This is a genomic window from Sphingobium sp. (assembly GCF_041987595.1).
Classification (GTDB): domain Bacteria; phylum Pseudomonadota; class Alphaproteobacteria; order Sphingomonadales; family Sphingomonadaceae; genus Sphingobium.
On record NZ_JBHIWJ010000169.1, the window covers coordinates 1 to 4,925 of the forward strand.

Below are 4,925 nucleotides of genomic sequence, written 5' to 3' on the forward strand. Positions count from 1 at the left end.
CCAGCGCGGCGCGTGCCGCAACTCCATGAACTCGCGCCCGACGAGCAGAACCTTCATGAAGGCGATGACGAGGATCACGGAACGAAGCAGAAAGGCATTGCCCAACGCCATCGTTTCGAATGACAGAAAGGTTGCGGCGATCAGCATCGCCCAGACCCATGTGATGCGGCTACGCCAGATAATGGCCATGAAACAGCTTTCCTAGAGCAGGTAGAGGAGGGCGAAGAGGATGATCCAGAGCAGGTCCACCAGATGCCAGAAGGCGCCGCTCCCCTCGATCAGGGCGACGCCCCCCTGCATCCGGCCGGCCCGGTCGAAGCGCGACAAGGTGAAGCACAGCACGCCTAGCCCGATCAGCACATGCACCAGATGGATGCCGGTGAACATATAATAATAGATCGAAAAACTGTTGCTGTTGAGCGTGAAGCCCTGCGCGATCTTGGCCGAATATTCGAACGCCTTGACGATGACGAAGCCGCTGCCGAGCAGGATCGCGCCCAGCAGGAACCGGCGCGCCCTGTCGTCGCCCCGGCGGACCGCCGCGACGGCCTGCGCGACGAACAGGCTGCTGGTCAGCAGCAGCAGCGTGTTGAGCAGGCCAAGGCGCCGGTCGAGCAGCGCCTGCGCACTTTCGAAAAGCGCCAGTTCCTGCTGCCGGGCGAGCGCATAGGTGACGAAGAAGACGGCAAAGACGATGAGGTCGCCGCCGATGAACACCCATACGCCTTCCTCGCCCGGCACATGGCCGCGCGGAGACGAGGCAACCGCTTGCGACGCCGCCATTATTCGCCACCCAGCGCATCGCGCTTGATCGCGCCGAGCATGGCGACAATCATCAGGTTGAACCAGATGCCGAACACGACGGCGGGCAACCAGAAGGCCAGGGCGCCATTCCACGCGAAGGGACCGGTCTTGAACAGGCCGATCGCAAGTCCGGGCAGCAGCAGCACGCCGGTCCACAGGTTCATATAGCCCAGCCAGCGCGGCAGGATGGGTTGCGCGCGGCGATCGCCCAGAATGACGAAGCCGGTCAGCAGATTCTGTACGAAGGCAGGTACGGCCGGCATGACGAACAGCAGAAAGGCGATATCGCTCAGCGTGCTGACGACGGCGTCCGGCCGGTCGAGCCGATAGGCGGCCGCCGTGAAGATCAACCCGGCGAAGAATAGGGTGACGAAGCCGAAGGCCACGACCATCACGAAGGCCCAGGTCAAGGGCGCAATCGGCCCTTCGATCTTCTTCATGAAGGTGGCGATCGCGGCGAGGAAGGGGAAAAACAGCACGGAAGAAGAGGCGATCAGGATGGCGCCCGCCAATATGCCGATCTGGTGGCTGCGATAATAGGCTGCGACCTCTGCTGCGGGCATGGACGGGTCGAGCGGCGGGAACATGTGCGCGACCGGCCATATGCCAACGAACATCATCGTCCCGGCTATTGCGCCCATATAGGTACATAGCTTCATCGTCATGCTCTTGGTCGTCATGCGCTCTCCCCCTCCACTTTCTTGTACGCGCGAAGATTGTGGAGCGATCGCGGCAGGGCCACCCGCCCATGGATAGGGTTCCTGACGGCGGTTGCGCCTGCACAAGGGCAATAGTCCGCCACGACCGTCGGCGAATTCGGCGGCATAGAAGCATCGGAGAGGGTGATGAGCGATATCGAGGCGAACAAGGCAGTGGCTCGCCGCTATATGCGGGCCGTGGAAGAGGGCGATGTCGAGACGATCGAAGCGCTTCAGCATCCCGATTGCCAGTGGTGGATATTGGGTCACGGCGACATGAGCCGGGCCGACTTCATCGCCAGCGTGAAGGGCGGACTGCTGAGCGCGCAGAAGCGCACGGCCGAGGTGATCGCGATCACCGCTGAAGGGGATCGGGTGGCTGTGGAAGTCCGGGGCGAGATGGTCTTTCCGGACCGGGTCTATCGCAACGACTATCATAATCTGCTGATCATCCGGGACGGGCAGATCGTATCCGGCAAGGAATATATGGACACCCGCGCCGTGGCCGAGGCCTTTTCCGCCGGGGAGAGCGGGCAGTGACGACTGCCGCGCCGCTCAACAATTATGACGATGCCGGGGTCGGCCGAATCACCGCCTTTGTCGAGCAACTGACCGGCGGCAAGGTCGTCGGGCTTGAACGCCTCGTCCGCTGGCGCCCGTCCTGGTTCATCGACGTCGAAAGGGAAGGGACGGTCCGCCGCCTGCACCTGCGCGGCGACCGGGGCGGCGACGTATCGATCTTCCCCGACCTCAAGCGCGAGGCGGATGTTATCGCCGTGCTGCACGGCCAGGGGCTGCCGGTGCCGGAGATTTACGGCTATCTCGCCGATCCGCCCTGCATCGTGATGGAGGTGATCGAAGGGACGCGTGATTTCTCGGCGCTCGATGCCGCGACGAAAAGCGCTATCGGCCGCGTTTATATGCAGGCCGTCGCCGCGATGCACCGGTTGCCGGTCGAACCCTTTATGGCCGCTGGCGTGCATCGGCCCGAGGGCGCAGAGGCGATCGCGCTGGTCGGTCTGGATGCCTATATGCCGCATTATCGGCGGACGAAGAGTCGACCCGAGCCGTTGCTGGAATTCGTCATCGGCTGGCTGCGCCGCAATGTACCGCGGCACCGCGATCGCGCCAGCTTCATCCAGTTCGATTCGGGCCAATATCTGGTCGATCAGGGGGCGATGACCAAGCTCTACGATTTCGAATTTTCGATGATCGGCGATCCGCTGGTCGACATCGCCACCATGGGGATGCGCAACAGCTATGAACCGCTGGGCGCGCCGTTGCCGGAACTGGTGCGCGATTATGAGGAAGCGACGGGCGAGCCGGTCGATCATGACGCGGTGGTTTTCCACGTCCTGCAATTTTCGCTGCTCGGCACGATGCAATTCACCGGGACTGTCGGCAAGCCATGCCCCGGCGATCCGCATTCGGTCTATCTCATGTTCGATCTTGCGCTGCGCCGCTCCATCCTGCTGGCGCTGTCGCGGCTGACCGGCGATGCGCTGCCCGAACTGCCGCCGCTGGAACAGCGCACGGGTGACAATGCGCCTCTGCTGGCCAAGCTGGCCGATACGCTCGGGGCGCTTCCGGTGATGGGGGAGGCGGCGGAAACGCATAAGGCGCAGGTGGCCGAACTGATCGAATGGGTGCAGCGCGCCGACGATCATGGGACGGATATGGTGGCGCGCAACATCGCGGATGTGTCCGCGCTTCTCGGCCGTCGCTTCGACCGCTGGGCCGATGCCGCCGAGGCGCTGGAAGCGCATATCATCGAAGCGGGACCGGAGGAGGACGCCGCGCTCATCACTCTGCTCGCGACGATCGAGGGGCGGCGGCTGCAACTGTTTGGGCCGACTGTGCTGGGCGAAGCGGCGCGCCATGTCGTCCTGCCGGTGACGCGCCCGGACTGAAGGGCGGTCGCGCCCTTGCCGTCGGACAGGTCACGCCCCTGTCCTTCATGATGATGCCAATATTGAGGACAGGAGCAGGATATGAGCGAAAAGATAGTGCTGGTGACGGGCGCGACGCGCGGGCTGGGGCGCGGCATGGCGCGAGGCCTGGCTTCACGCGGCCATGTGGTGGCGGTCACCGGGCGCGACCGGGCGCAGCTTGCCGATGTCGTGAAGGAGATTGAACGGGCGGGCGGAAAGGGCATCGCGCTGGTATGCGATCACCGTGACGATGCCGCCGTGGAAAGGGCGTTCGCGCAACTGGCCGAGCGGACGGATGGCAGGCTGGACCTGCTCGTCAACAATGCCGCCGCGGTTTACGGACCCGAACTGGTCGCGCCGGGCGGTTTCTGGGAAAAGCCGCTCAGGCTGGCGGACATGATCACCATCGGCCTGCGCTCCAACTACGTCGCGGCCTATCATGCCGCGCCGATGATGGTGGCGGCGGGCAGGGGCCTGATCGCCAGCATTTCCTTCTATGGCGCGGTGTCCTATTTTCACGGGCCGGCCTATGGCGCGGCAAAGGCGGGGACGGACAAGATGACGGCCGACATGGCGGTCGATCTTGCGCCGCATGGCGTTTCCGCCGTCTCCTTCTGGCCGGGCTTCATTCTCACCGATGCGGTGAAGGCCATGCCGCCCGAAATGATCCCCGAAGACCTGCGCGCCGCCATGCCCCATTGGGAAACGCCGGAATTTTCCGGCCTTGTCCTCGACCGGCTCGCGCAAGACCCGGACCTTGCCTCCCTGTCGGGCCAGGCGCTGATCGGCGCGGAACTGGGGGAGCGCTACGGCATCCGGGATACGGACGGGAAGCAGCCCCTATCCTATCGGGCGACGATGGGCGCGCCGACGCCTTTCATGCCGTCCGTCCGGCAAGGTTGAGAGGACAGAAATCAGGAGAGGAAAGGCAAAAGCGATGATCGATGCCGTGCTGGTCGTGCTGACCAAAGCCGTTCCGGGCCGGGAGGCCGATATGGAGGATTGGTACAGCAACATCCATATTCGCGACGCGCTGCGTTTCCGGGGGTCGGTGACGGCGCAGCGCTTCCGGCTCGCCGTGGAGCAGCCCTGTCCGCCCGAGGCTTTGACTGGCAGTATCTCGCCTTCTACGACGTATTAGACCCGGTTCGCTTCAGTCGTGAGCATCTGGACAATGCGCTGACATCGCGGATGCAGGTGTCGGACGCCATTGATGACAGCCTGCTCTATGACTTTCATTATTATCCGTTGCTCTTTCAGGACAATGATCCGGAGGTCGCGCATTGCGGCGGCGTCATCCTGGAGGAATTCAACCCGCTTGCGGGCAGCGATGACCGTTTCAGACGTTTCTATGCGGAAAGCTATTTTCGCGAGGCGGCCGCCCGACCCGGCGTCAAATCGGCCGCTTTCCTGACCTTTCGCACCTTTGGCCAGATGATCCCGATGACGCCCGACTATCGCTATGTCGCGATCTACAGGATCAACGATCCGG

7 protein-coding genes and 1 pseudogene are annotated in these 4,925 nt (G+C 63.6%); 5 read left to right on the top strand and 3 right to left on the bottom strand.

Features of this window, described 5'->3' with window-relative positions:
- From ACFC3J_RS22040 to ACFC3J_RS22050, 3 genes are all read right to left on the bottom strand, one after another.
- On the bottom strand, positions 1-189 hold a 189-nt coding region (locus ACFC3J_RS22040; protein WP_375198094.1), incomplete at its 3' end, for a cytochrome C oxidase subunit IV family protein.
- Between the two features lie 12 nt (positions 190-201).
- Entirely contained in the window at positions 202-783 is a 582-nt protein-coding gene (locus ACFC3J_RS22045) for a cytochrome c oxidase subunit 3 (RefSeq protein ID WP_279729359.1), read from the bottom strand.
- Positions 783-1,484 (bottom strand): hypothetical protein, encoded by a 702-nt coding sequence (locus tag ACFC3J_RS22050; protein WP_009823802.1) that lies wholly within the window; start codon positions 1,482-1,484, stop codon positions 783-785. The genes ACFC3J_RS22045 and ACFC3J_RS22050 overlap by 1 nt, the downstream gene beginning before the upstream one ends.
- Before the next feature lie 165 nt (positions 1,485-1,649).
- Here ACFC3J_RS22050 and ACFC3J_RS22055 point away from each other — a divergent pair, with 165 nt between their 5' ends.
- The 5 genes and pseudogenes from ACFC3J_RS22055 to ACFC3J_RS22075 all read left to right on the top strand — a co-directional run.
- Positions 1,650-2,042, top strand: a complete 393-nt coding sequence (locus ACFC3J_RS22055) for a nuclear transport factor 2 family protein (RefSeq protein ID WP_009823801.1) — start codon at positions 1,650-1,652, stop codon at positions 2,040-2,042.
- Complete coding sequence (locus ACFC3J_RS22060) at positions 2,039-3,412, top strand: phosphotransferase (protein WP_375198095.1); 1,374 nt, start codon at positions 2,039-2,041, stop codon at positions 3,410-3,412. Before ACFC3J_RS22055 ends, ACFC3J_RS22060 begins: the two co-directional genes overlap by 4 nt.
- An 81-nt stretch (positions 3,413-3,493) precedes the next feature.
- Positions 3,494-4,336, top strand: coding sequence for an SDR family NAD(P)-dependent oxidoreductase (locus tag ACFC3J_RS22065; RefSeq protein WP_222886157.1), 843 nt, complete (start codon positions 3,494-3,496; stop codon positions 4,334-4,336).
- 34 nt (positions 4,337-4,370) lie between these two features.
- On the top strand, positions 4,371-4,574 hold the full coding sequence (locus ACFC3J_RS22070) for a hypothetical protein (RefSeq protein ID WP_375198096.1): 204 nt from the start codon (positions 4,371-4,373) through the stop codon (positions 4,572-4,574).
- A 56-nt stretch (positions 4,575-4,630) separates the two neighbouring features.
- Positions 4,631-4,925 (top strand): annotated as a pseudogene (locus ACFC3J_RS22075) (hypothetical protein); the annotation flags it as partial.